Source organism: Rhizobium sp. M10 (genome assembly GCF_002531955.1).
GTDB classification, from domain to species: Bacteria; Pseudomonadota; Alphaproteobacteria; order Rhizobiales; family Rhizobiaceae; genus Rhizobium; species Rhizobium etli_C.
Genome location: NZ_NWTA01000009.1, coordinates 225,118 through 249,595 on the forward strand (window position 1 = coordinate 225,118; position 24,478 = coordinate 249,595).

At 63.4% G+C, this 24,478-nt stretch carries 21 protein-coding genes; 6 read left to right on the forward strand and 15 right to left on the reverse strand.

Going from position 1 to position 24,478, the window contains the following annotated elements:
• Positions 1-445 precede the first annotated feature (445 nt).
• Complete coding sequence (pgi, locus tag CO671_RS17230; protein ID WP_097606926.1) at positions 446-2,071, reverse strand: glucose-6-phosphate isomerase; 1,626 nt, start codon at positions 2,069-2,071, stop codon at positions 446-448.
• A 139-nt stretch (positions 2,072-2,210) separates the two neighbouring features.
• Positions 2,211-3,911 carry a long-chain fatty acid--CoA ligase gene (locus tag CO671_RS17235; RefSeq protein ID WP_097606927.1) on the reverse strand — a complete coding sequence of 567 codons (1,701 nt, stop codon included), beginning with the start codon at positions 3,909-3,911 and terminating at the stop codon, positions 2,211-2,213.
• Between the two features lie 253 nt (positions 3,912-4,164).
• On the opposite strand from CO671_RS17235, the gene CO671_RS17240 reads away from it, so the two are divergent.
• Positions 4,165-4,557 (forward strand): PRC-barrel domain-containing protein, encoded by a 393-nt coding sequence (locus CO671_RS17240; RefSeq protein WP_097606928.1) that lies wholly within the window; start codon positions 4,165-4,167, stop codon positions 4,555-4,557.
• A gap of 77 nt (positions 4,558-4,634) precedes the next feature.
• On the opposite strand, the gene CO671_RS17245 is transcribed toward CO671_RS17240, so the two are convergent.
• The 6 genes from CO671_RS17245 to CO671_RS33385 form a co-directional block, all read right to left on the reverse strand.
• Positions 4,635-5,030, reverse strand: a complete 396-nt coding sequence (locus CO671_RS17245; RefSeq protein ID WP_097606929.1) for a VOC family protein — start codon at positions 5,028-5,030, stop codon at positions 4,635-4,637.
• 44 nt (positions 5,031-5,074) lie between these two features.
• Positions 5,075-5,824: an ABC transporter permease gene (locus CO671_RS17250; protein ID WP_097606930.1), complete on the reverse strand. Its 750-nt coding sequence runs from the start codon at positions 5,822-5,824 to the stop codon at positions 5,075-5,077.
• A complete protein-coding gene (locus CO671_RS17255) occupies positions 5,821-6,765 on the reverse strand; it encodes an ABC transporter ATP-binding protein (RefSeq protein WP_097606931.1) in 945 nt (314 codons plus the stop codon). Before CO671_RS17255 ends, CO671_RS17250 begins: the two co-directional genes overlap by 4 nt.
• A complete protein-coding gene (locus tag CO671_RS17260; protein WP_097606932.1) occupies positions 6,762-7,928 on the reverse strand; it encodes an ABC transporter permease in 1,167 nt (388 codons plus the stop codon). The genes CO671_RS17255 and CO671_RS17260 overlap by 4 nt, the downstream gene beginning before the upstream one ends.
• A 58-nt stretch (positions 7,929-7,986) precedes the next feature.
• Positions 7,987-8,895: an ABC transporter substrate-binding protein gene (locus CO671_RS17265; RefSeq protein ID WP_097606933.1), complete on the reverse strand. Its 909-nt coding sequence runs from the start codon at positions 8,893-8,895 to the stop codon at positions 7,987-7,989.
• A 116-nt stretch (positions 8,896-9,011) separates the two neighbouring features.
• The gene (locus CO671_RS33385; RefSeq protein ID WP_141514470.1) at positions 9,012-9,347 is read right to left on the reverse strand and encodes a hypothetical protein; all 336 of its coding nucleotides are present in this window, start codon (positions 9,345-9,347) and stop codon (positions 9,012-9,014) included.
• On the opposite strand from CO671_RS33385, the gene CO671_RS17270 reads away from it, so the two are divergent.
• Together CO671_RS17270 and CO671_RS17275 are read left to right on the forward strand one after the other, a co-directional pair.
• Positions 9,315-10,544, forward strand: coding sequence for a LysR family transcriptional regulator (locus tag CO671_RS17270; protein WP_097606934.1), 1,230 nt, complete (start codon positions 9,315-9,317; stop codon positions 10,542-10,544). The two genes, CO671_RS33385 and CO671_RS17270, sit on opposite strands and share 33 nt — an antisense overlap.
• Positions 10,541-11,266 (forward strand): copper homeostasis protein CutC, encoded by a 726-nt coding sequence (locus CO671_RS17275; RefSeq protein WP_097606935.1) that lies wholly within the window; start codon positions 10,541-10,543, stop codon positions 11,264-11,266. The genes CO671_RS17270 and CO671_RS17275 overlap by 4 nt, the downstream gene beginning before the upstream one ends.
• 204 nt (positions 11,267-11,470) lie before the next feature.
• On the opposite strand, the gene CO671_RS17280 is transcribed toward CO671_RS17275, so the two are convergent.
• The 7 genes from CO671_RS17280 to CO671_RS17310 all read right to left on the reverse strand — a co-directional run bounded on the left by CO671_RS17280 (position 11,471) and on the right by CO671_RS17310 (position 19,697).
• Positions 11,471-12,490 (reverse strand): zinc-binding alcohol dehydrogenase family protein, encoded by a 1,020-nt coding sequence (locus tag CO671_RS17280; RefSeq protein ID WP_097606936.1) that lies wholly within the window; start codon positions 12,488-12,490, stop codon positions 11,471-11,473.
• Between the two features lie 223 nt (positions 12,491-12,713).
• Positions 12,714-13,688 carry an ABC transporter permease gene (locus tag CO671_RS17285; protein ID WP_097606937.1) on the reverse strand — a complete coding sequence of 325 codons (975 nt, stop codon included), beginning with the start codon at positions 13,686-13,688 and terminating at the stop codon, positions 12,714-12,716.
• A gap of 121 nt (positions 13,689-13,809) precedes the next feature.
• On the reverse strand, positions 13,810-15,363 hold the full coding sequence (locus CO671_RS17290) for a sugar ABC transporter ATP-binding protein (RefSeq protein ID WP_097606938.1): 1,554 nt from the start codon (positions 15,361-15,363) through the stop codon (positions 13,810-13,812).
• A gap of 116 nt (positions 15,364-15,479) precedes the next feature.
• Positions 15,480-16,469, reverse strand: a complete 990-nt coding sequence (locus tag CO671_RS17295; RefSeq protein WP_097606939.1) for an ABC transporter substrate-binding protein — start codon at positions 16,467-16,469, stop codon at positions 15,480-15,482.
• A gap of 208 nt (positions 16,470-16,677) precedes the next feature.
• Positions 16,678-17,124: an RbsD/FucU domain-containing protein gene (locus CO671_RS17300; protein WP_097606940.1), complete on the reverse strand. Its 447-nt coding sequence runs from the start codon at positions 17,122-17,124 to the stop codon at positions 16,678-16,680.
• Between the two features lie 10 nt (positions 17,125-17,134).
• On the reverse strand, positions 17,135-18,154 hold the full coding sequence (locus tag CO671_RS17305) for an aldo/keto reductase (RefSeq protein WP_097606941.1): 1,020 nt from the start codon (positions 18,152-18,154) through the stop codon (positions 17,135-17,137).
• A 40-nt stretch (positions 18,155-18,194) separates the two neighbouring features.
• Positions 18,195-19,697, reverse strand: coding sequence for an altronate dehydratase family protein (locus CO671_RS17310; RefSeq protein WP_097606942.1), 1,503 nt, complete (start codon positions 19,695-19,697; stop codon positions 18,195-18,197).
• Positions 19,698-19,936: 239 nt separating this feature from the next.
• On the opposite strand from CO671_RS17310, the gene CO671_RS17315 reads away from it, so the two are divergent.
• The 3 genes from CO671_RS17315 (at position 19,937) to CO671_RS17325 (ending at position 24,473) form a co-directional block, all read left to right on the forward strand.
• Positions 19,937-20,836, forward strand: coding sequence for a GntR family transcriptional regulator (locus CO671_RS17315; RefSeq protein ID WP_097606943.1), 900 nt, complete (start codon positions 19,937-19,939; stop codon positions 20,834-20,836).
• Positions 20,837-21,281: 445 nt separating this feature from the next.
• Complete coding sequence (locus CO671_RS17320; protein ID WP_097606968.1) at positions 21,282-22,409, forward strand: hypothetical protein; 1,128 nt, start codon at positions 21,282-21,284, stop codon at positions 22,407-22,409.
• 102 nt (positions 22,410-22,511) lie between these two features.
• Complete coding sequence (locus tag CO671_RS17325) at positions 22,512-24,473, forward strand: ABC transporter ATP-binding protein/permease (RefSeq protein ID WP_097606944.1); 1,962 nt, start codon at positions 22,512-22,514, stop codon at positions 24,471-24,473.
• Positions 24,474-24,478 lie beyond the last annotated feature (5 nt).

The window sequence follows — 24,478 nt, forward strand, 5'->3', positions numbered from 1 at the left end:
GAATGTGACGGGGGCGATGCCGGGCAGGCACCGACATCGAACGAGCCATCCGGACGAGGGGCCGCCGTATAGGCCGGCGGGAACAATGGAACGAAGCGTCGCTCCGGGCTTGATAGGCCATGTCGTCGGAAATACCCATTGCACAGAATTTGCTTGAATCTAGGGCGATTCCGACGGAATGGAAGAATTCTTTCTACAATTTTCCATTAGAGGAACGTTTCATCCGCTTCCGCACGACAGCCCGTCGCGCGGCAGGGACCCAATCAGATCCCGCCGATGTCCGTTTTGGCAATGATGATGTTGGCGCCGATCGAGGCGTCGGCCGGTCAATGGGCGCGCCGGTCGCAGCCCACACGCTCTAGCCACACGGACCGCCGGAGGACGGGCAGAGACAGTTGCCCGGCCTCACGGGTTAAGGGGCGGTGGTGCGCTGCCCCTCGATCGCCTATTTTGCGAGTTTCGCCAGCGCCGCGACCAGCCCTTGCGTCGAGGAATCATGGCCTGCCGCGCTCTCCTTGCCCTCGACGACGGGAAGCAGGCCGGTCGCCAGTTCCTTGCCGAGCTCGACGCCCCACTGGTCGAAGGAGTTGATGCGGAAGAGCACGCCTTCGACGAAGACGCGATGTTCGTAGAGCGCGATCAGCCGGCCGAGCGCGTAAGGCGTCAGCTTGTCGTAAACGAAGGTGATCGACGGCCGATTGCCCTGGAAGACACGATGCGGGGCGATGAAGTCGGCTTTTTTGTCGTCCATGCCCTTGTCGGTCAGCTGCTTCTTGGCTTCCGCGAAAGTGCGGCCCTTCATCAGCGCTTCCGACTGGGCAAGAACGTTGGAGATCAGCAGCTGGTGCTGATGGCGCAGCTCAGGCTCGAAGGCATTGGCGGCGATCATGAACTCCGCCGGGATGATGCTCGTGCCCTGATGGATGAGCTGATAGAAGGCGTGCTGGCCGTTGGTGCCGGGCTCGCCCCAGACGACAGGGCCGGAATTGCCCTCGACCGGCGTACCGTCGATGGTGACACCCTTGCCGTTCGATTCCATGTCGAGCTGCTGCAGATAGGCGGGGAAGCGCGACAGGCGCTGGTCGTAGGGCAGGATGGCGCGGGTGGGGTATCCCAGGACATTGCGGTGGTAGAAGCCGATCAGGCCGAGCAGCATCGGCAGGTTTTCGGCAATCGGCGCCTGACGGAAATGATTGTCGACGGCATGGGCGCCGTCGAGGAACTTGCCGAAATTCTCCGGGCCGATGGCGATCATCAGCGGCAGGCCGATCGCCGACCAGATCGAGTAGCGGCCGCCGACCCAGTCCCAGAAGCCGAAGACGCGGGCGCTGTCGATGCCGAAAGCAGCGACCTTGTCGAGCGCCGTCGAGACCGCGGCGAAGTGGTGCTGGACGGCGGCTTCGCCGAGCGCCTTGGCGATGAAATTGCGCGCCGTCTGCGCATTGGTCATCGTCTCGACGGTGGTGAAGGTCTTCGAGGCGACGATGAACAGCGTCGTCTCGGGCTGAACCAGCTTGAGGATGTCGGCGATATGGGCGCCATCGATGTTGGAGACGAAATGGGCGCGCGGGCCGTCATGGAAGGGGGCAAGCGCCAGCGTCGTCATGACGGGGCCGAGGTCCGAGCCGCCGATGCCGATATTGACGACGTCGGTGATCGCCTTGCCGGTGGCGCCCTTCAGCGCGCCGGAGCGGATGCCGTCGGCGAACTTGCCCATGGCGGCAAGCACCGCGTTGACATCGGGCATGACGTCCTTGCCGTCGACCAGAACAGGCGTGTTCGAACGGTTGCGCAGGGCCGTGTGCAGAACGGCGCGCTCCTCGGTGAAGTTGATCGCCTTGCCGGAGAACATCTCCTCGCGCTTCTTCTCGACGCCGCCTTCTTCGGCGAGCTTGACCAGCAGCTTCAGGATCTCGTCATTCACCGCCGTTTTGGAAAAATCCATCAAGAGATCGTCGAGCGCGACGGAGAAGCGCGAAAAGCGCTGCGCATCGGCGGCGAAGGCGGCCCGGAGATCGGTCGCCTTGGTGGTGGCGGCCGTGCTTTTCAGCTGTTCGACGATGGCGTTCATGGGGAGGCTCCTTTGGAGGCGGAAAGGTTGCGGAAACTATTCGCTTTATCGCCCGCAAATCAAGTTCGGCCGCCGCTCCAACATGAAAAAAGCCACCCGCGGCAAGCGGATGGCCTTAAATTTCATGAGCTTGTCAAATTCAGCCGCGCAGGTCCTTACGCAGGATCTTGCCGACCGGCGACTTCGGCAGCTCGGTGCGGAATTCGATGAAGCGCGGGCGCTTGTAGTTGGTGAGATTGGCGGTGCAATGGGCCTTCACCTCCGCCTCCGTCAGGTTCGGATCCTTCCTGACGACGAAGAGTTTGACCGCTTCGCCCGAATGCCCGTCCGGTACGCCGACCGCCGCGGCTTCGAGAATGCCGGCATGCATGGCGGCGACTTCCTCGATCTCGTTCGGATAGACGTTGAAGCCCGAAACCAGGATCATGTCCTTCTTGCGGTCGACGATCTTGGTATAGCCGCGTTCGTCCATGAACCCCATGTCGCCGGAGCGGAAATAGCCGTCGGCCGTCATCACCCGCGCCGTTTCCTCCGGCTTCTGCCAATAGCCGGCCATCACCTGCGGCCCGCGGATGCAGATCTCGCCGATTTCGCCGAGCGGCAGCGGAAGGCCCTCCTCGTCGCGGATGTCGAGATCGGTGGAGGGCAGCGGCAGGCCGATCGAGCCGGTAAACTCGATCGAATCGAAGCGGTTGGCGGTGGCGACAGGCGAGGTCTCGGAAAGGCCGTAGCCCTCGGTAATGGCCGTGCCGGTCATCTTCAGCCAGCGTTCGGCGACCGGGCGCTGGACGGCCATGCCGCCGCCGAGCGACATGATCAGCGAGGAGAAGTCGAGCTTGGCGAATTCGGCATTGTTCATCAGCGCGTTGAACAGCGTGTTGAGGCCCGGGAAGATATGCACATCGGACTTTTCGAATTCCTTGACCAGCCCCGGAATGTCGCGCGGATTGGCGATCAGGATATTGTGGGCGCCGAGCGACATGCCCATCAGCGAATTCACCGTCAGCGCGAAGATGTGGTAGAGCGGCAGCGCGCAGAGGAAATTCAGCACTTCGGGCTGTTTCTTGCGCTCGAAGGCCGATCGCAGCCAGAGCGACAGCTGCAGCTTGTTGGCGAGCAGGTTCTGATGGGTCAGCACCGCGCCCTTGGCAATGCCTGTCGTGCCGCCGGTATATTGCAGGAAGGCGACGTCGCCGCCGGTAAGCGCCACCGGCTGGAGGCTCTTTTTCGCGCCTTCGCGCAGCACCTGGCTGAAGCTCTTGTGCTGCGGGATCGACCAGGAGGGAACGAGCTTCTTCACCTTGCGCACGACGAAATTGACGATCAGCCCCTTGGGGCCAAGCATCTCCCCAAGCGAGGTGACGACGACGTGGCGCAGATCGGTCTTGTTCAGGACCTGCTCGACCGTGCGGGCGAAATTCTCCAGGACGAAGATCGCCTTGGCGCCGGAATCGCGCAGCTGGTGTTCGAGTTCACGCGGCGTATAGAGCGGGTTGACGTTGACGACGACGAAGCCGGCTCTGAGGATGGCATAGGTCGCGACCGGATTCTGCAAGACGTTCGGCATCATCACGGCGACGCGGTCGCCCTTGTCGAGCCCGATGCTCTGCAGCCAGGCGGCGACCTTGCGCGTCTGGTCGTCCAGCTCGCGGTAGCTCATCGCCTTGCCCATGCTGGAAAAAACCGTGCGATCGGCATAACGGGCGCAGGATTTTTCCAGGAGTTCGGCAAGCGAGGCATGTTCCGGCGGCGGGAGTTCGGCCGGAACCATATCGGGATAGGTGGTAAGCCAGGGCTTGCCGGCTTTTGCTCCGTTCGGATGGACGGAAATGCTGGTCATCGTATCTCTCTCTCCCTTGCGGCCGCCGCGCCGGCGCCGAGCCGCTGCCGGCTGGCCCCGCAATTGACCGGAAGCATCCTCCATCTTCCTGTCCGGCAGCTTATGCCATTGCCTGAACGGTTCAAGCTGAATGACGCTATACTAACCTTGACGTAAACGTCAACATTTGCGGATGGCTCGACCGGGAACTTTGAGTCCGCGGTGACGTTGATTCTGCATACTCACCATGAGGAAACACCAAAGGAGGTGCACAATGTTGAACGAGGAAACCGACGTCACCCGCCGCGATCCGAATGTGAAGGACACGCCTTCACTGATCGCCAGCGACCGTGTCGAAGGCACCCGCGTTTACGGCGCCGACGGCAGGCATATCGGCTCGATCGAACGCCTGATCATCGGCAAGCTCGATGGCCGCGTCGCCTATGCGGTGCTGAGCTTTGGCGGCTTCCTAGGCATCGGTGACGATCACTACCCGCTCCCCTGGGAAAAGCTGAACTACGACACCCAGCTGGACGGCTATCGCATCGACCTGACCAAGGAGCAGATCGAAGGCGCCCCGAGCTACTCGGACGATGACGACACCTGGTACAACGATAATGGCCGCCGGGTCTATGACTACTATGGCGTGCCGCCTTACTGGATGTAATCTCGTCCGATAGGCCGAACTGGAAGGGCCCCGTTGGAAACGGGGCCTTTTTGGTGTGGTATTGGTAATGGCGGGTTCTAGAGAAACCGCCCGTGGCGCTGCAGCACTTCGATCTTGTAGCCGTCGGGATCGTTGACGAAAAAGAACAGGCCGAAGAGCCTGCCGTCGCGATTGAGCTCGACCAGCTCACCCGGTTTCAGCCCGAGTTTCAGCATGCGCTCACGTTCGACCGCCACCTCGTGGACCGAGACGGCGAGATGGCCATAGGCATTGCCGAGAGCGTAGGGCTCGGTCCGGCCCTTGTTGACCGTCATCTCCAGTTCGAAGCCGGTCTCTGCATTGCTGAGATAGATCAGCGTGAAGGTTTCGAAATCGACACGGTCGGCGACCGAGAGGCCGAAGGCTTTGCTGTAGAATTCGACCGAACGCGCCTCGTCGAGAACACGGATCATGGAGTGGATCATCTTCGCCAATTCTGCCTCCCATTTTTTCGGTCACGCCTGTGGTAGCGGTCCCCTTACGCCGCGCGCAAGCCGATTCTTCGCGTGATCGCCGCTTCGACGAGGCCCATGGCGTCATAGATCAGCACCGCCATCAGGCCGACGATCAGCCCGCCCTGCAGGATGAAGGCGGTATTGTCCGATATCAGCCCGGCGATGATCACTTCGCCGAGACCCTTTGCCGCCACCGTCGAGCCGATCGTCGCCGTGCCGATATTGATGACGGTCGCGACCTTCAGCCCTTCGAGGATCAGCGGCAGGGCCAGCGGCAGCTCGACCCGCAACAGCCGCTGCGTGGCGCTCATGCCCATGCCGTCGGCGGCGTCGAGCACCTGCGGCGACACCTGCTTGAGGCCGGCGACGGTATTTTCGAAGATCGGCAAGAGGCCGTAGAGAAAGAGTGCGATCAGCGTCGGCATGGCGCCGAAGCCGGTGGCGGGAACGGCCAGCGCCAGCACCGCGACCGGCGGAAAGGTCTGCCCGGCATTGGCAATCGCCCGCGACAGCGGCAGGAAGTCGGCGCCGCTGTCGCGGGTGACGAAGATGCCGCCGAGAACGGCAAGCACGGCGCTGCAGGCGATCGAGCCGATGACGAGCTGCAGATGTCCGAGCGCAAGCGAGGCAAGGCTGTTCTGCGTATAGACGGCGGGCGCATTGTTGCTGGTCAGCGGCGTCAGCAGGAAGGAAAGCCACTCGGTCCTGAACAGCAGGATCAAGAGCAGGGCGAGCGCCGCCAGGCGGAAGAGATTGGCGACGAGGAGTTTCATGCCTTGCGGCCCAGTTCGAGCAGCCGGCTCATCGAGATCGATCCGACAGCGGCCTTCTCGCCATCCTGCACGGCCGCCTCGTCGACCCCCTGCCAGATCATTTCGGCGAGCGCGTCGCGTAGGCTCAGCGACTGCGGCAGGGCATAGGCAAGCCCGCTTTTGGCCGGCTCCATGCTCTCCTTCAGCGGCAGCAGCGACATCAGCTTCAGCGCCCGGTCGGAGGTGCCGGTCAGTTGCTGGACGAAGGGATCGGCGGGTTCGGTGAGGATCTTTTCCGGCGTCGAGCATTGCAGCAAGCGGCCCTGGCTCATCACCGCGATCTGATTGCCGAGATGGAAGGCCTCGTCCATATCGTGGGTGACGAGGATGATGGTGGTGCCGAACTGCTTCTGGATCGCCAGCAGGTCGTCCTGCGCCTTGCCGCGGATGACGGGATCGAGGGCGCCGAACGGCTCGTCCATCAGCAGCAGTTCCGGTTCGGCCGCCAGCGCCCGGGCGACGCCGACGCGCTGCTGCTGGCCGCCGGAAAGCTGGTGCGGATATTTGTCGGCGAAAGTTGCCGGATCGAGGTTGAACAGTCCAAGCAGTTCTTCGACGCGCGCTGCGATGCGCGTCGAATCCCATTCGAGCAACTGCGGCACGGTGGCGATATTCTGCGCGACGGTTCGGTGCGGGAAGAGGCCGTGCCCCTGGATGGCGTAGCCGATCCGGCGGCGAAGCTCGGTCACCTCGACGTCCATGACATTCTGGCCGCCGACGAAGATCTCGCCCTCGGTGATCGGCACCAGCCGGTTGATCATCCGCATCAGTGTCGATTTGCCGGAGCCCGACGTGCCGACGACGACGGTGATTGAGCCCTTTTCGACCTGCATCGAGACATTGTCGACGACGGTGGCAGCACCATAACGCTTGGTGACGTTGCGGATTTCGATCATGCTCATGCGGCAGGCCCCCGGATGCTGTCGATGACCGCATCGAGGATGACGGCCGATGAGAAGGCGAGGAAGACGGTCGGCACGGCGCCGAGCAGGACGAGATCCATCGCCGTCTGGCCGAGCCCCTGGAAGATGAAGATGCCGAAGCCGCCGCCGCCGATCAGCGCGGCGATCGTCACCATGCCGATCGCCTGCACCAGCACGATGCGGATGCCGGTGAGAATGACAGGAAAGGCGAGCGGCATGTCGATACGAACAAGGATCTGCCGGCGCGTCAGCCCCATGCCGGCCGCGGCGTCGCGCACCGAGGGATCGACGCCCTGCAGGCCGACAACGGTATTGGCGACGATCGGCAGCAGCGAATAGAGCACCAGTGCGATCAGCGCCGGCGCCGTGCCGATGCCGCGGATACCGGCAGCGGCGGCCAGCGGCACATGCGTGGCGAGATAACCGAGCGGCAGCATCAAGAGGCCGAAGAGCGCCAGACTCGGGATCGTCTGGATGAGGCTCAGGCCCTGCAGCACGACCGCGCGCAGCCTGGGCACCCAGAAGCAGAGGATGCCGAGCGGCAGGCCGAGGATAATGGCGATGGCAAGCGAGCCGAGCGCCAGCAGCAGATGCGAAATCGCTTCCGTCTCGAATTGCGGCGCCCGCGTCGAAAATTCCTTCATGATCGACAGGCTGTCGAGCAGGCCGGAGGCGAGCGAGATGAAGAGCAGCGCCGTATAGGCCGCAAGCGCCGCCACCCGCATCCATGGCGCCAGCCTTATCTTGACCAGCGCATCGGAGATGACGAGCCCGATCACCGCGAACAGCACCCAGAAGCCGCCGCCGGGCGTCATGCGCGCCACGGTGCTGCCGGGCGGCGTCGCCGCGCTCGAGACGAGACCGATCGCCACGACCAGCGCCGCAAGGCAGAGTGTCGCGATGACAAGCCGCGCCAAGGCGTTGCGGAGAAACAGCGTGGCGAAGGCCGTGAGAATGAGGAGGGCGGTCAGGATGACGACGGAAGGCTGGGGAAGCAGCTGAGCCAGCAGCATCGGCTTGCCGGCGGCGATGCGGTTCGCCTTGACGTAGATGAAGGGCATCAGTGCGGTGGCCGCAATGCCGCCGGCCACCAGAACCACGCCGAGCCGGTCCAGCCTGCGGACCGCTGAGGTTTCGTCCATCGATCCAACCTTATGGGGAAAGGACGCTCCGCCCGCTGCCGGGCGGAGCGGGCGATGATTACTTCAGGAAGCCTTTTTCCTTGAGATAGGCCTCGGCGACGGACTTTGCCGGCTCGCCGTCGACCTGGATCTTGGCGTTGAGCTTGCGCAGTTCGTCGGCGCTGAGGCTCTTGAAGATCGGCGAGAGGATTTCCTCGATCTTCGGATTGGCCTTCAACACCGCTTCGCGGATGATCGCGGTCGGCGCATAGACCTGCTGCACGCCCTTGTCGTCTTCGAGAACGGTCAGTTCGGCCGCTTCGATCGCGCCGTCGGTGCCGTAGACCATGGCGGTGTTGACGCCGTTCGTCTGGTCGGCGGCTGCCTTGATCGTCGCCGCCGTGTCGCCGCCGGAGAGAACGACCATCTGGTCGGGCTTCAGCTGGAAGCCGTAGGTCGTCTGGAAGGCGGGAAGCGCGCCGGCCGAGTTGACGAATTCGGAAGACGCGGCAAGCTTGGCGGTGCCGCCGCCGGCAACCCATTTGCCGAAATCGGACATGGTCTTCAGCTTGTTCGGCTCGGCGACATCGTTGCGCACGGCAAGCGCCCAGGTGTTGTTGGCGGGTGACGGCGTCAGCCAGACGATCTTATTGGCGTCGTAATCGAGCTTCTTCGCCAGCTCATATCCCTGGTCGTTGTTCTTCCAGGCGGCGTCATCGGCCTTGTTGAAGAAGAAGCCGGCATTGCCGGTATATTCCGGGTAGATATCGATTTCGCCTGCGGTGATCGCTTTGCGCACGACGGGCGTGGCGCCGAGCGCAATGCGGTCCTGCGTCTTGATGCCGTTTGCTTCGAGCGCCAGTGCGATGACATTGCCGAGCAGCGTGCCTTCCGTGTCGATCTTCGACGAGACGACGACGTCTGCGGCCTGAACCGCACCCGCCGCAAAGGCGGAGAGCGAGACGGCAAGTACGAGTTTCTTCAGCATGGAATATCCCCTGTTTTAACACCGTTGACGTGGCGCAAGCCCCCGGCGGGAGGCGTATGCGCAGGAAATCCGCCGGCGAGGGCGACAAGGCCGCCATCATGCCGGAATTGCGTGCGTCATGGAAATAGCGTGCACGCTCGAAAAATCGATGCAGGCCCCCTCCAGTATTTGCGTTCGCGCCCTTGATTATGGCGGCGAACGCGGTGCGGCGCGCGGAAAGCCATTCCCTTTTCCAGGGCCGGCGCGACTTGTTTTTGTTCCCTTGCGTGTTTCCGCGATGCTTCCGGTGCTCTTCTGCGGATAACCGCCGCCCGGATTTTATGACGGCGACGATAGCCCGGCTCTGTCGAGGCAGGGATATCTTTTTTCGTGAACACATCATATCGTCCGGTTTTTAAAGCGCTTTCCGGAGCCAGCCTTTGCATCTCGGCGCCCTGTTCATAATCGGCCACGTCCTGACCTCGGCTTCGGTCCGCGAGACCGCGCGCCGCTTCCAGCTGTCGCCCTCCACCGTGTCCGCAGCCATCCGCAATGCCGAGACCGAGCTGGCGATGAAGCTGACGGAACGCGCTTCCGGCGAGCTGGTGACGCTGATCGCAAGCGGCGGCGTGCTCGAAGGCCTGGAGCCGATCACGGTCGCGATCGGCGAACTCTGCCAGTTCGCCGGCCAAGTCGGCGCCGGCGGGATCGATGAGGCCTGGGCCGCCCGCATTCCCGTCAAGATCGTCGCAATCGAGCGCTTTCTTGAGGTCGCCGACCAGGGCAGCATCAACCGCGCTGCCCGCCGCCTTCATCTCGGTCAGCCGCAGCTTTCGCTTCAGCTTGCCAATCTTGAAAAATTTCTGGGCCGCCGGCTGTTCGAGCGGCAGGCGCAGGGCTCGGTGCTGACGGAGGAGGGCAGGCGCGCCTACCAGATCTTTATGGCGATCAGCCAGGCGTGGAATGATCTGAAATCGGCGGCCGACGAGCGCTATCGCCGCACCGCCCGGTCGCTGCGCATCGGCTCGATCATCCCGACCGGATCGGAAAGCTGGGTGGCGCGCTGCCTCGGGCTGCTGGTCTCCGAATGGAACGCGCGCCGCAGCAACAATGCGATCTCGCTGGTCTCGATGACCGCCGACGATCTGCGCGAGGCGCTGAAGAGCGGCCGCATCGATGTGGCGATCCTGGATTCGGTCTTCGGCCTGGAAGACTTCCGCCATCGCGAACTGCTGCAGACCGACATGGTGGTGATCGCCCCGCCGCACAGCACGGAAACGACGGTCGCCGATCTCGTCGCCGGTCATGCGATCTGCATGCCGAGCCCGCGCACCGGCCTCGGCCATGCGGCCATGGCCTTCAGCGCCGAGCGTGCACCCGACCGGCGCCTGCGCAGCCGCGATATCACCGCGGCGGATTCGCTGCCCGTGATCGTCGATCTCGTCGCCAATCACGGTTACGTTTCCTTCCTCGGCCGCGTCAGCGCCATGCCGATTGCCGGCAAGGTGCGCATCGTCGATCTCGACGAGCACCTGCCGATGTCCTATCACGTCGCCTTCAACCACCGCAAAGCCGCCGCCGATGCCTGTGCCGTCATCATCGCGGCGGCGGCAAGAATAACGTCGGAAGCCGTCGCGAAAACCGACGCAGTCAGGGAGAGCGCAGCATGACGATCCTGCTGGAAGTCTGCGTCGATAGCGTCGAGGGCCTTGCCGCCGCGATCGAAGGCGGCGCCGGCCGCATCGAGCTCTGCTCGGCGCTGGAGCTCGGCGGCCTGACGCCGCTGCCGAGCCTGATGCGGATCGCCGCCCGGGCGCCCATTCCGGTTTACGCGATGATCCGCCCGCACGCCGGTCCCTTCATCTTCGGCCGTACCGACGAGGAAGCGATGCTGCTTGATATCGACGCCGTGCGCGCTTCAGGCCTCGCCGGCGTCGTCATCGGCGCCAACCGGCCGGACGGCACGCTCGACATGCCGCTGATCCACCGTCTGAAGGCGCATGCTTCCGGCCTCGGCTCGACGCTGCACCGGGCTTTCGATCTGGTGCCGGATGCCGATGAGGCGCTGGAGCAGGCGGTCGAGCTCGGCTGCGAACGCATCCTCACCTCCGGCTGCGCGCTGAAGGCCGCCGACGGCATCGAAACCCTGAAACGCCTGTCGGCAAAGGCGGCCGGCCGCATTGCGATCATGCCCGGCAGCGGCATCCGCCCTGCCAATGTCGGGGCGATCTTGCAGACAACCGGCGCCCGCGAGGTGCATGGATCCTGCAGCTCGCCGGTCGACAGCGTCGATCCACGTGCGGTCGCCTTTGGTTTCGAGGCGAAGAGCAGCAATAGGACGGATGTTGATGTGGTCAGGGAGATGTGCAGGGTAATTGCGGCGGCGGGTTAGCGAGCGGCGCCGACACGAGCGCCGCTCGACAGCGGCCCCTCACCCTAACCCTCTCCATGCGAGAGATCTGTGGGAACGGAGAGCTCACGGCTTCCCCCCTTCGCCCCGCGAGCGGGGAGAAGGTGCCGGCAGGCGGATGAGGGGCTGGTCTCACATCCGATGCCGCTGAGGAAGCAACCCACTCCCCACATCTCTGGAATTATCCTAACTCCCAACCCGGATCACCGCCTTGATCAGCCCGCTCTTTTCATGCGCCCAGCGCGCCAGATCACGCGGCGCGTCGGCAAGCGTCGTGCGATGGGTGATCAGTTTATCCACCGGCACAAGCCCTTTGGCGATCGAAGCCGCCACATGTTCGAAATCGGCGCGGGTGGCGTTGCGGCTGCCGATCAGCATCATCTCCCGCTTGTGGAATTCCGGGTCGGAGAAGCGGATGTCGTCCTTGACGACGCTGACCAGCACCAGCGCGCCGCCATGGGCGACGAAGGAGAAGGCCTTTTCCATCGACGGGCCGTAACCCGTCGCGTCGAAGACCACGTCGAAACCGTCGCCGTCGGTTTTTTCCCGCACGGCCTCGGCTGTCCCTTCATTGGCGACGATGCCGGAGGTGAAGCCGAAGCGTTCGGCCGCCATCTGCAGCCGCTCGGTGCTGGTATCGAGCAGCGTCACTTCATGCCCTGCGATGCGCGAGAAGATCGCCGTCCCGAGCCCGATCGGCCCGGCGCCGATGACGAGTGACCGCGCGCCGGCCCCGGCCAGCGATCGGCGCACCGCATGGGCGCCGATCGCCAGGAACTCGACTGTCGCCACAGCCTCAGGGCTGAGGCCCTTGGCGGGATAGAGATTGCCTGCCGGAACCGAGATCTCCTCGCAAAAGGCGCCGTCGGTATGGACGCCGAGCACCTTGATGTTGGTGCAGCAATTCGGCTTTCCCTGGCGGCAGGCGATGCATTGGCCGCAGGAGAGATAGGGATTGACGATGACCGGCGTGCCGGCCGTCAAATCCACGCCGTTGCCGGCTTCCAGCACTGTCGCCGAGATTTCATGTCCCATCACCCGGGGATATTCGAGGAAGGGGTGTTTGCCCTCGAAGATATGATAATCCGTGCCGCAGATGCCGACATGGCTGACGGCAAGCCGCACCCAGCCGGGCGCCGGTGCGGCGGGGGATGGCCGTTCGACGACCTCGAGCACGCCGGGCTCCCGGCAAACAACTGCTTTCATGACAGGTCTCGCATTCTTTGTTCTTTACTCTGCGTCGTACCGCTGCTGTTCTGTTCGTGTGGATAGCTGCCCCTCACCCTAACCCTCTCCCCGTAAACGGGGCGAGGGGACTTGCCCTGCGCGACGTCAATGGGCACGGAGAGGTTTGCGGCGTTTGCCCTTCTCCCCGCGAGCGGGGAGAAGGTGGCGGCAGCCGGATGAGGGGCGCTCTCCTGCTCGCCTTTCAACTGCTCTTGCGGCGGCGCAGCTGGTCGAAGAAGACGATCACGATGATCAGCAGACCGGTGATGATGCGCTGCCAGAAGGAGTTGACGTTCAGAAGGTTGGCGCCGTTGTTGATGGTGGCGAGGATGAAGGCGCCGATCAGCGGGCCGTGCACCGAGCCGACCGCACCGAACAGGCTGGTGCCGCCGATGACCGAGGAGGCGATAGCCTGCAGCTCCCAGCCGTCGGCCTGCGTCGCATTGCCGATGGCGATGCGCGAGGCGAGCAGCACGCCGACGAAAGCGGCGAAGCCGGCCGAGAGAATATAGGCAAGATAGATCATGCCCTTGACGTTGACGCCGGAAAGGCGCGCCGCTTCGGCATTGGAGCCGACCGCGAAGAGATAGCGGCCCCAGCGGCTCAGATGCAGGAAGACGAAGGAGGGCACCGCCACCAGGATGACCATCCAGAACAGGCTTGGGATGCCGAGGAAATCGGCGCGGGCGAAATTGCTGAAGCTTTCGTCGGTGATGCTGATCGTCGAACCGTTGGTGATCAGCAGGCCGATGCCGCGCAGCGACGTCAGGGTCGCCAGCGTGATGATGAAGGGCGGCAGGCCCATATGGACGATGCCGAAGCCGTGGAAGGCGCCGATCGCCACACCGATGGCAAGCGTGAGCAGGATCGCTGCCCAGAGCGGCACGCCCGCCTGCAAGAGCCAGGCGATGATGACGGTGCAGAAGCCGACGATCGCGCCGACCGACAGGTCGATGCCGGCGGTGATGATGACGAAGGTCTGGCCGAGCGCCAGGATCGCCGTCATCGCCCCTTGACGCAGCAGGTTGGAAATGTTGAGCGGCGTCCAGAAGCTGGCGGTGACGAAGCCGAGCACGATCCAGAGGAAGATCAGCAGGCCGATCAGGGTCAGGCCGAACAGGATGTTCATCTTCCGGCGTGGCGGCGGCGCGACGATTTCGGTGGGGGTGGCAGTCATGAATTTTCTCCCTCTTAAAGCATTTCCGTTTTTCTCCGAAATACGGAAATGCTCTATCTCTTTGTTTTGACGCAATTTCCGGACGCAAAACCGCAGTGCACTTTGCTGGAATTGCTTATGCTCAGACGCCGATCGCTTCGCTGAGCACTTGTTCATGCGTCGCTGCATGGAAATCATGGCTGGCGACGATCTTGCCGCCGCGGAAGACGTGCAGCCGGTCGGCCAGTTCGTAAACCTCGGGCAGGTAGGAGGAGATCAGGATGATGCCGGCCCCCTCCTTCAGAAGCTTGGCGAACAGCCGGTAGATTTCCGCCTTGGTGCCGACATCGACGCCGACGGTCGGTTCGTCGAAGATGAACAGCCTTGCGCCGTGGCTCAGCCACTTGCCGATGACGATCTTCTGCTGGTTGCCGCCCGACATGCTGGAGGCCGGAACCCGCCGGCTCGGCGTCTTGATGCTGAGATCGCGGATCTGCCTGTCGGCATTGGCCGATTCCCGCGCGTGGTTGATGACGGGCCCATGGCTCAGCCGCCCGAACACCGGCAGGTTGATGTTGAGGCCGATCGGCAGGTTGAGGCAGAGCCCCTGGTCGCGTCGGCTTTCCGGCGCCAGCGCAATGCCGAGTTCCATCGCGGTGCGTTCGTTGCGGATATCGACACGTTTGCCCATCCACTCGATCTCGCCTGATCTGATCGGCTGGCGTCCGTAGAGGCCGAGCGCGAATTCGCTGCGGCCGGCGCCGATCAGCCCGTAGAGTCCGACGATCTGTCCGGCTTTGACGCTGAGCGATACGTCCTCGAAGCCCGGACCCGACAGACCCTTGACGGCGACGATCGTCTCGCCGATCGCAATCTCTTCCTTGTGGTAGATCTGCTCGATCGAGCGGTTGATCATCAAAGCGATCAGCTCAGCATCGTTGGTCTCGCCGATCAGCCGCGTGCCGACATGCGTGCCGTCGCGCAGCACCGAGACACGGTCGGCCAGTTCGAACACTTCCTCCATGCGGTGGCTGATATAGACGATGGTGACGCCTTCGCCCTGCAGCCGGCGGATCAGCTTGAACAGCTGCGCCGATTCCTGGCGCGTCAGATAGGCCGTGGGTTCGTCGAAGATCAGGAACTGCGTGCCGCGCATCGCCGCCCGCGCCGTCGCCACCAGCTGCTGCTGGCCGATCGTCAGCGAGCTTAAGAGTGCGCCCGCCGGCAGGCCGAAACCGAGATCGTCGAGCACGGCCTGCGCCATCTTCTCCATCTGTTTCTTGCGCATCAGGCCGTAACGGTTGACCTCGTCGCCGAGGAAGAGGTTGGCGGCAACCGTCAGGTGTGGGCAGAGCACGACTTCCTGGTGCACGGCGTTGATGCCGCGGGCGATCGCCTCGTTCGGCGTCGACAGCCCGACGGGATGGCCGCACCACAGCACCTCGCCGGCCGTGCGGGTGATGACGCCGGTGAGCAATTTGATGAGGGTGGATTTGCCGGCGCCGTTTTCGCCGACGATGGCGTGGATTTCACCGGCCAGAAAGGTCAGCGTCGCCGGCTTCAGCGCCTGCACATGACCGTAGTTCTTCTGCAGGCCTTTGAGTTCGAGGATAGGCGACCCCGTGGGGATTCGATTGGCTTCTTTCAGCGTGGCGCTGTCATCGTGGCGATGACTGACCTCTTCCAGTCCGATCATGGACCTCTCCTCCTCTTGTCGCGTCTGTCCATCCCTGCTGAACCATACCATGGCCCCTGATAACCTGGATAGAAAAGGCCGCGCCGGTTTTTGAGCCGGCGCGGCCGTTTGTCGTCTTACTTGATCTTCGGGTTCAGGAGTGCGTCGATCTTCGGATCGGCCATGTTCGCCTTGGTGACGAGGTTGGCGCCGGTATCGACATTCTCAGGAACCTTTTCGCCCTTGGAGACGGCAAGCGCGGTCTTGATGCCGTCATAGCCCATGCGATAGGGGTCCTGAACGACGAGGCCGGCGATCGCGCCGTCCTTGAGGAAGCCGACCGTCTTGTCGTCGCTGTCGAAGCCGATGACCTTGATCTTGTCGCCGAGCTTGTTTTCGGCGATCGCCTGGCCAACGCCCTGCGCCAGGATGAGGTTCGAGGCGAAGACGCCGACGAGGTTCGGATTGGCGGTGATCAGGTCGGTCATCATGTTGAGGCCGGTCGTCGCCTGGCCGTCACCATACTTGTCGGCGATGACCTTCAGGCCGGGATGCTTGGTCTTGATCTGATCCAGGAAGCCTTCGCGGCGCTGCTCGAGCGAGCCGACACCGGGAAGATTGGTGAGGATGACGATGTCGCCTTCTTCCTTGCCGGTCATCTCCTTGATGGCGGCGGCAAGACCGTCGGCGGCGATGCGGCCGCCCTGGACGTTGTCGGTCGTCAGGAACGACTTGAACGCCTTGGAGTCGGCGCCCGAGTCGATGCCGATGATCGGAACCGACTTGGCAGCTTCATCGATCGGCTTGCCGAGCGCCTTGAATTCCGTCGGCGAGATGACGATGGCGGCCGGCTTGCCGGCAACGGCGTTCTCGAGAATGCTGATCTGGCCGTTGATGTCGGATTCGGCCTGGGCGCCGAGTTCCGGCACGTTGACGCCGAGATCCGTGCCGGCCTTGCGGGCGCCGGCCAGAACGATCTGCCAATAGAAGGACGTCGTGTCCTTGACGATGATCGGGATCGTTACATCGGCGGCAAAGGACGTGACCGGCATCGCCGTGGCGATGACGGCGGCGCCTGCCAGCGCGGTAAAGGCGCGGCGAGACAGAAGGGATTTCACGATGCTCATTAGGGTTCTCCTCTCAGGATGCGTTCTCCTCCAATAAACCGGACCGCTGAACGCTGGCGGATGGTTTTTATCGATAAAAAACATTTGCAGGGAGAAGCTAGCCGAGGCGCAAGCAAATTGCAAGTGCGTCAACCGGGCTTTTTTGCTTCCGTAAACTCCCTACAAATAGCTGATTTCATTTCAATACAACCATAACCTAAAATAGGTGTCAGGCGAGATCGACCTCGTGCGGATGCACGACGCCCTTTTTCAGAATCAGGTTGCCATACAGCCGGAATTCCGTCGTCGCGACGATATAGGCGGCCTTGCGGGCCATCGCATAGAAGGCGAAGCGCTCCACCGGCACGATGGAAAAATCGCCGGCGCGCCTGGAGACGATCTCTTGGAACTCGGCGCAGACCTCGGGCACGGCCCGGGGATCGCCGACCACCTCCATCCGCCATGCGGTTTCCGGCACGAACGTGTCGAGCGGCATATGGGTCAGGATGGCCTCGGCCATGTCAGTGGCGCTGACGCCATCGGCGCGGATGACCGGCGGGCCCATCGAGCCCGCGGGAAAATTGGCGTCCGCTATGACGATATCGTCGCCATGGCCCATGGTCTTCAGCGCATGGAGCAGGTCGGGACCGAGCAGCGGATGAATACCCTTGAGCATGGCGTCTCCTTCAGACTCTGACCGCATCGGCGCCGAGCGGCGGCGCGACCAGCGTATAGGGCTCGAATTCGCCGTAGATGCTATCGGGCAGCGGCGGCTCGACGGTCTCCATGTTGCGTGTCAGGCTCGAAGGTTTCGCCGTGCCGATCAGCACCGAGGCGACGATCGGATCGCGCAGCGGAAACTGCATGGCGGCAGCGGCGAGCGGCGCCCCATGACGCTTGGCGATCGCCTCCATCGCGCCGACCTTGGCAAGCACGTCCTCGCTTGCCGGCATATAGTCGAAATGCGAGCCGGGCACAGGGCCGGTGGCGAGAATGCCGGAGTTGAAGACGCCGCCGATGACGAGCGAGGTGCCCTTCTGCCGGCAGAGCGGCAGCAATTCGGCGACCGCCGAACGGTCGAGCAGCGTATAGCGGCCGGCCAGCAGGATGCAGTCGAGATCGGCATGGCGCATGACGTCGAGGCAGACCGGCACTTCGTTGACGCCGAGGCCGAAGGCGGAGATCGCGCCGGAGGATTTCAGCTCTTCCAGCGCCTTCACGCCGGAATCGAGCAGCTGCTTCTGGTAGACCGCGTTCTTTGCCGCACCATGCGTATAGACGCCGATATCGTGCACATAGAGAATGTCGATGCGATTGAGGCCGAGGCGGGCATAGCTGAACTCGACCGAGCGCATGATGCCGTCATAGGAATAGTCGTAATCGGCATCGAAGGAGAGCGGGTCGACATAGCTATAATCCGGCACCGTTCCCGTCGGCACCGGCCGCAGCAGCCGGCCGACCTTGGTGGAGAGCACGTAGGACCGATCCGGCTGATCGCGCAGGAAATCGCCGACCCGCCGTTCCGCAAGGCCGAGCCCGTACCAGGGGGCGACATCGAAATAGCGGATGCCGCTGTCCCAGGCTGCCTGCAGGGTTTCCATCGCCTGCTCGCGCGGGCAGGCCCGGTAAAGACCGCCCAGGGGCGCCGCCCCATAGCTGATTTCGGTCACTTCGAGCTTGGTCCTGCCGATCCGTCTCGTCTTCATCACGCCTCCTCGCCAAGCTTTCGGGATTTTCTATTTCAGATCAGAGCGTTGCGCCGAGATGCCAGGGCACGAATTCATTGTCGCCGTAGCCGAAGAGTTCGCTCTTCGTCCTTTTGCCGGAGGCCGTATCGATGATCAGGTCGAAGATCTCGCGGCCCTTGCCGCTGATCGTCGCATCGCCGGTGGCGATCGTGCCGCAATCGATGTCCATGTCTTCTTCCATCGCCGCATAGAGCGCCGAATTGCTGGAAAGCTTCAGCGACGGCGCCGGCCGACAGCCGAAGCAGCTGCCGCGGCCGGTGGTGAAGGCGATCATATTCGCCCCGCCGGCAACCTGGCCGGTCGCCGAGACCGGGTCGTAGCCGGGTGTGTCCATGAAGACGAGGCCGGGGGCGGTGACCCGCTCGGCATAACCATAGACCGCCGTCAGCGGCGAGCGCCCGCCCTTGGCGACGGCGCCGAGCGATTTTTCCAGGATGGTGGTCAGGCCGCCGCGCTTGTTGCCGGGCGAGGGGTTGTTGTCGAGCGAGGCGCCGTGCAGCGCCACATACGCCTCCCACCAGGCGATTTTCTCATCGAGCTTCTTCGCCACGTCGTCGGTGACGGCGCGGCTGCGCAGCAGATGTTCCGCACCATAGATTTCCGAGGTTTCCGACAGGATCGCCGTGCCGCCGGCCGCCGCCAGGAGATCGGCCGCCACACCGAGCGCCGGATTGGCGGTGATGCCGGAAAACCCGTCCGAGCCGCCGCATTGCAGGCCGATGATGATCTCGCCGATCAGGATCGGCACGCGCTTTTCCCTGCCGACATCGGCAGCGATTTCGCGCAGCACGCCCATGGCGCGCTCGACCGCCCGGCGCGAGCCGCCGGCGTCCTGGATGTTGAAATGCCGTTTCGAGGCGCCCGCACCGCTCTGGCCGTACAGCGTCAGCTGGTTGACCTCGCAGCCGAGGCCGATCATCAGCACGCCGCCGAAATTCACATGCCTGGTGTAGCCGGCCAGCGTCCGGTGCAGCACGTTCATGCCGTCGCCGGTCGAGCTCATGCCGCAGCCCTGGTCGTGCACGATCGGCACGAATCCGTCGATGCCGTCATAATGCGGCAGGATCGTCCGGTTCGCCTCGTCGGCGATCGCCCGGCAGACCGTGGTGGAACAGTTCACGCTGGCGATGATGCCGATATAGTTGCGCGTCGCTGCCCGCCCGTCGGCCCGGCGATAGCCCATGAAGCTGCGCGCCTTGTCTTCGCTGGTCGCTGCTTCCGGCGCCGAATTGGCGGTCGCGGCAAGCCGGTCGTTTTCGAAATGCAGATTGTGGCTGTGCACATGGTCGCCGGCCTTGACCTCGGCCGTGGTGCGGCCGATCGCCTGGCCGTATTTCACGACAGGAGACCCGAGCGGAATATCCGCGATCGCCACCTTGTGGCCGGGATCGATTTTCTGAGAGGCCACGATGCCGGCAACCGTCGAACCCGGCGCGATGGCGGCCGTCGCGACCGCGACATTGTCGCCGGCCGAAAGGATGATCCAAGGCTGTTTGTCCAAACTCATCTCTCCAGAAGCATCACGCGGTTTTCGAATGGCACATGCGCATTGATTTTGTTTTTTATCTACAATAAACATTTTCAAGTCAACGGGAATATTGATCCTGTGGACGAGGACGGCGATGCGCCGCAGGCGTGCGGAAATACGCTAATGGTCGTTTGAACACGCTCCGGTCTGACTCTCTTCTGCCTTTCGGCGGAATGGCGGTTTTGGCCCGCGGGCGGAAAGCGGGGGGTCTGATGGCACGGCAGAACACGGTCTTCAAGGAAGCCTATAACAGGTATGCCGCGGCCCTGCGCACGGATACCGCGCTGCCCTCGGAGCCGGAGATCGCCGCCCAGCTCGGCGTCAGCCGTTCCACCGCGCGCGCCATCCTGACGCGTCTGAGCGAGGAAGGCATCATCCGTTGGAACAAGCGCCAGAAGACCGTGCTGCGCCAGCCGACCGACCGCGACCTTTTTCCCTCGGAAGAAACGGATTCCCTGCACGACATCATCGAGCGCAGTTTCATGCAGCGCATCCTTTCCGATGATGCCGCGCCCGGCATGCAGATCAACGAGCTGGAGCTTGCCCGCGAGATCGGCACCGGCACAACAAGCGTGCGCGAATTCCTGATCCGCTTCTCCCGCTTCGGGCTCATCGAGAAGCGGCCGAACAGCCATTGGACGCTGAAAGGCTTCACCCGCGAATTCGCGCTCGAACTCGCCGATGTTCGCGAGATGTTCGAGCTGCATTCGGCTGCCGAATTCGGCCGGCTTCCCCGCGACAATCAGGCCTGGACCGATCTTGCCGCCATGCGCGAGGAGCATCTCGCCATGCTCGCCGACATCAACGAGCGCTTCAAAGATTTCTCCGTCCTCGACGAACGCTTCCACCTCTTGATCCATCGCGCCTCGAAGAACCGCTTCATCGCCGATTTCTACGATGCGATCGCCATCATCTTCCATTATCACTACCAGTGGAACAAGACCGCCGCCCGCGAACGCAACGAGCGCGCCATCCACGAACATCTGGATTACATCGCCGCACTCGAATCCGGCGACCAGGCGGCCATCGAGAAAGCCTGCCGCGTCCACCTGCGCTCCGCCCGCCAGACCCTGCTGCAATCCCTGCCGCAGAATGCGACGGAGAGTGCGTGAGGTAGCGTAAGAAGGGCGACAAACGTCGTGCCCGTGGCCCCCTCATCCGACCCTTCGGGCCACCTTCTCCCCGCTGGGGAGAAGAGGAAGCAAGGCGCGCCGGCACTGCCCAAACGAACCGCCTGCTTGAAGGCTCCGCCAAATGGAGTCGATGGCAATGCGGCATTCTCCCTCTTCTCCCCAGCGGGGAGAAGGTGGCCCGAAGGGCCGGATGAGGGGGCCACACGGCAGGACCAACGACGATTAGTCTATCCGGACGCAGCGTCGCTGCAAATGTCTGCTGGCACTACGGCTCGTAGCGCACATTTATAAATCCATCTATGTCGGCAAAACTCTGGGTTGATCCCACTGCGGCGTCAAAGCTATTGAAATAATTCCTCGATGCGCCTGGTCAACGCATCCACGCCCGCGATCAGCGATGGTCGTCAATGGAAAGCAGGTTCCGATGGAAAACACCTCTGCCCCCGCCAGCGGTATCGAATGGACGCTGGCAGATTTCCTCAGCACCTATCGCTATTGGGCCGTCTTCCTTTCCTCGCTTCTCATTGCCGTCGGCGGCCAGGGTCTGAGCACGGTCTTTCCCTTGATCTCGCAAATGGCGGACAGCAGTGTTCAGACGATCGGGATCTTCTATTTCGGCTCCACCCTCGGCTGGGTCGGCGGCGCCTTTCTGGCCTCTATCGTCGCGGGCCGCCATGGCCGGTCGGCACTGATCTCCCCCATTCTCGTCTGTGCCGTCGTCGCCGTCGCTTTTCTGCCGCTGCCTGCTTTGTGGGGGTCGCCGGGCTTTCTGCTCTTCTTCGGCCTGGTTCTCGGTGCCCTTCGGGCGGTCTTCCCGCTCGCGAGCGCGATATTCCTGGTGGGCGGGCGACCGGGCAAAATCGACTTCGGCTGCGCTCTGACGCTGATGTCGACGACGATCCTGATCTCGGCCTTTGCGCCGCTCGGCGCGTCGTGGCTATACGGGCTCGATCTCGGCGCCGTGCCTGTCGTTTCAGCCTTTCTGGCCTGCCTGCTCCTCGCGGTCATCTTGCTGGTGCCGGCCGGCAACCTCGCCTTCGACGACGCGCCGCGTCCCCGCCACAAGCCGCTTGCGCCGCGGCAGCGCTCGCCTCTCCTCGTTGCCGTCATCCTGATCACCCCGCCGATCCTGATTCTGCTGGCGGCGGTCGGCATTCGTCTGTTTCAGGCAACCGATGCCGGCGTCAGCGGTTCTTCGATCGCGCTGCTCCTCGCACTTCTGGTCTTCGCCATTGCCGTGGCCGGTTTTATCTATCTCGCCTATTGGGTCTATCGCATCCACGGCGAGCTGGCGGGCGCAGCACCATCGCAGCGCCTGCTGACGCCGCTTGCCGCCGTGCTGATCGCGATCCTCGTACCGCTCGGATTGCCGGTTCTTCTCATGACCCTTGGCGATCTCCTCAACCAGCGGGCTCGCGACAGAGGCCGGGGAAACGTCGTTTCGATTGCCTGGCTCGGCATCTGGAGTTTCATCGTTCCGCCGGTCGCCATCGCGATGATCCAGAACGCGGCGAATGACAGCTATGTCGTTGGCGCGGACAGGGCGGCGTAACAGCCGCCCGCGCAACTGCGCCTCATCGCCGTGAGACCTGCGATGCCGCGTCCGGCGCCGGCCCACATGAAACCTTTTGATTTGTAAGCCGTTGTCAGGCTTATGACCGACGCTAAACTCAACCCGAAATCGGTCGACGGCACCGAGGAGCACGGTGCCGAGAAGTCGCGCCCCGAGGAGGCATCGACTGTCGAGGCCGCGCCGCCGCCAGATCCCATCGAACCCAGTCCGGAGCTCACGCCCGAGGAGGCCGAGCAGGCGCGCAAGCGATATTTGCTGAGGCGTTTCTGGATCAGCGCCCGCCACTACTGGGGCAGCAGTGGCGACAGGCTCGCCTGGCCGTGCTCGATCGGTCTGCTGGTGATGATCTGCATGAATGTCGGTTTCCAATATGGGATCAATCGCTGGAACCGCGGGATCTTCGACGCCATCGAGCGGCACGATGCCGGCACCGTCTATTATCTGAGTGCCGTCTTCGTGCCGCTCGTGCTCGGAAGCGTCGCCCTTGTCACCGCACAAGTCTATGTCCGCATGATGATCCAGCGCCGCTGGCGCTCCTGGCTGACGGGGGCGGTGATCGCGCGCTGGCTCGCCAACGGCCGTTATTATCAGCTGAACCTGATCGGCGGCGATCACAAAAATCCCGAGGCGCGCATCTCGGAGGATTTGCGCATTGCCACCGAAGCGCCGGTCGATTTCATCGCCGGCGTCATTGCCGCATTTCTGTCGGCCTCGACCTTCATCGTCGTGCTGTGGACGATCGGCGGAGCGCTCGAGCTGCCGGTCGCAGGGGCGACCATCACCATTCCCGGCTTTCTCGTCGTCACTGCGGTTATCTATGCCGTGATCACCTCAACCGTGATCGCGATCATCGGCCGCCACTTCGTCCAGGTCTCCGAGGTCAAGAACCAGGTGGAGGCCGAGCTCCGCTACACGCTGACCCGCGTGCGCGAAAATGGCGAGAGCATCGCTCTTCTCGGCGGCGAGGAGGAGGAGCGCAGCGATCTCGACAAGACATTTTCCAACGTGCTCAGGCAATGGGCGCTGCTTGCGCGCCAGCACATGCGCACGACCTTCGTGTCGCACGGGTCGATGCTGATTGCGCCCGTCGTGCCGCTGCTGCTGTGCGCGCCGAAGTTTCTTGCCGGCGGCATGACGCTCGGCGAGGTCATGCAGGCCGCCTCCGCCTTCGCCATCGTTCAGCACGCCTTCGGCTGGCTGGTCGACAACTACCCGCGTCTTGCCGACTGGAACGCCTGTGCGCGGCGCATCGCCTCGCTGATGACGTCGCTCGACGGCCTCGAGCGCGCCGAACAGAACGATGCGCTGAGACGCATCAAGCACAGCCAAACCCAGGGCAATGCGATCCTCAATCTGAACGATCTCTCCGTGTCGCTCGACGACGGCACCGCCGTGGTCAAGGAGACCCATGTCGAGATCGTGCCGGGCGAGCGGGTGCTGGTGGCCGGAGAATCCGGCTCGGGCAAGAGCACGCTGGTGCGCGCCATCGCCGGTCTCTGGCCGTGGGGCCACGGCAGCGTCGATTTCCACGCCGACCGGCGCTTGTTCATGTTGCCGCAGCGACCCTATATCCCGTCCGGCACGCTTCGCCGCGCCGTCGCCTATCCCCGCGCCGCCGACAGCTGGACGCCGGAGGAAATCACCACGGCGTTGACCAAGGTGGGGTTGGATTATCTCAACGAGAAGATCGAGGAAGAGGCGCCATGGGATCAGATCCTGTCGGGCGGCGAAAAGCAGCGGCTCGCCTTTGCCCGGCTGCTGCTGCACAATCCCGATATCATCGTGCTCGACGAAGCCACCTCGGCGCTCGATGAGAAGAGCCAGGACAGCATGATGGAGATGGTGATCGACGAAATGCCGACGGTGACCATCATCAGCGTCGCCCACCGCGCCGAGCTCGAAGCCTTCCATAGCCGCAAGATCACCCTGGAACGGCGCGAGGGCGGCGCCAAGCTCGTCAGCGATATCGATCTCGGCCCGCGCAAGGGAAGGCGCAACCTGATCCTGCGTGTTCTCGACAGCCGCCGCTCGGCGCTGCCGTGAAGAAC

Excerpts from the sequence above, each read along its gene's own strand:
- CO671_RS17240 (WP_097606928.1), top strand. The coding sequence starts at position 4,165 with ATGTTGAACGAGGAAACCGACGTCACCCGCCGCGATCCGAATGTGAAG.
- CO671_RS17290 (WP_097606938.1), bottom strand. The coding sequence starts at position 15,363 with ATGATCGGACTGGAAGAGGTCAGTCATCGCCACGATGACAGCGCCACG.
- CO671_RS17285 (WP_097606937.1), bottom strand. The coding sequence starts at position 13,688 with ATGACTGCCACCCCCACCGAAATCGTCGCGCCGCCGCCACGCCGGAAG.
- CO671_RS17275 (WP_097606935.1), top strand. The coding sequence starts at position 10,541 with ATGACGATCCTGCTGGAAGTCTGCGTCGATAGCGTCGAGGGCCTTGCC.
- CO671_RS17260 (WP_097606932.1), bottom strand. The coding sequence starts at position 7,928 with ATGGACGAAACCTCAGCGGTCCGCAGGCTGGACCGGCTCGGCGTGGTT.
- CO671_RS17305 (WP_097606941.1), bottom strand. The coding sequence starts at position 18,154 with ATGAAGACGAGACGGATCGGCAGGACCAAGCTCGAAGTGACCGAAATC.
- CO671_RS17265 (WP_097606933.1), bottom strand. The coding sequence starts at position 8,895 with ATGCTGAAGAAACTCGTACTTGCCGTCTCGCTCTCCGCCTTTGCGGCG.
- CO671_RS17255 (WP_097606931.1), bottom strand. The coding sequence starts at position 6,765 with ATGAGCATGATCGAAATCCGCAACGTCACCAAGCGTTATGGTGCTGCC.
- CO671_RS17280 (WP_097606936.1), bottom strand. The coding sequence starts at position 12,490 with ATGAAAGCAGTTGTTTGCCGGGAGCCCGGCGTGCTCGAGGTCGTCGAA.
- CO671_RS17320 (WP_097606968.1), top strand. The coding sequence starts at position 21,282 with ATGGAAAACACCTCTGCCCCCGCCAGCGGTATCGAATGGACGCTGGCA.
- CO671_RS17295 (WP_097606939.1), bottom strand. The coding sequence starts at position 16,469 with ATGAGCATCGTGAAATCCCTTCTGTCTCGCCGCGCCTTTACCGCGCTG.
- CO671_RS17250 (WP_097606930.1), bottom strand. The coding sequence starts at position 5,824 with ATGAAACTCCTCGTCGCCAATCTCTTCCGCCTGGCGGCGCTCGCCCTG.
- pgi (WP_097606926.1), bottom strand. The coding sequence starts at position 2,071 with ATGAACGCCATCGTCGAACAGCTGAAAAGCACGGCCGCCACCACCAAG.
- CO671_RS17300 (WP_097606940.1), bottom strand. The coding sequence starts at position 17,124 with ATGCTCAAGGGTATTCATCCGCTGCTCGGTCCCGACCTGCTCCATGCG.
- CO671_RS17325 (WP_097606944.1), top strand. The coding sequence starts at position 22,512 with ATGACCGACGCTAAACTCAACCCGAAATCGGTCGACGGCACCGAGGAG.
- CO671_RS17235 (WP_097606927.1), bottom strand. The coding sequence starts at position 3,911 with ATGACCAGCATTTCCGTCCATCCGAACGGAGCAAAAGCCGGCAAGCCC.
- CO671_RS17315 (WP_097606943.1), top strand. The coding sequence starts at position 19,937 with ATGGCACGGCAGAACACGGTCTTCAAGGAAGCCTATAACAGGTATGCC.